This is a genomic window from Microvirga antarctica (assembly GCF_017921815.1).
Lineage (GTDB): Bacteria > Pseudomonadota > Alphaproteobacteria > Rhizobiales > Beijerinckiaceae > Microvirga > Microvirga antarctica.
The window spans coordinates 1-314 of record NZ_JAGEMM010000037.1 but is presented as its reverse complement, the minus strand read 5'-3'; the positions used below and the strand labels follow the sequence as shown (position 1 = coordinate 314).

At 63.4% G+C, this 314-nt stretch carries 1 protein-coding gene; it reads left to right on the top strand.

Going from position 1 to position 314, the window contains the following annotated elements:
- Positions 1 to 22 precede the first annotated feature (22 nt).
- On the top strand, positions 23 to 314 hold a 292-nt coding region (locus J4G32_RS20770), incomplete at its 3' end, for a hypothetical protein (RefSeq protein ID WP_210497545.1).

The following is a 314-nucleotide window of genomic DNA, read 5'->3' as shown; positions in this document are numbered from 1 at the left end:
CGTCTACCGCCACGATGCGGAAATGACAGACCCGACTGTCGAGAGAGTGACGGACCGCCGCTCGCGCGTGCGGGTCAACGGCCATATCACCAACTGGAATTTCATCAACGCGGACGCGAGCAATCCGACGCAGGGGCATCTCGGCCTCGACACGATCAAGAACCTGTTCGTCCTCGCCCAGTTGCCCGCGCGCAGCCTTGGCGATGCCATCGGCGCGCTCGATGCCGACGAGGACGATCTCTATCGGTTCCGCTGGTTCTGCCGCTATTTCGTGATGCGCAATTCCGCCCTGCTGCACGCGGCTCGGCTGATCG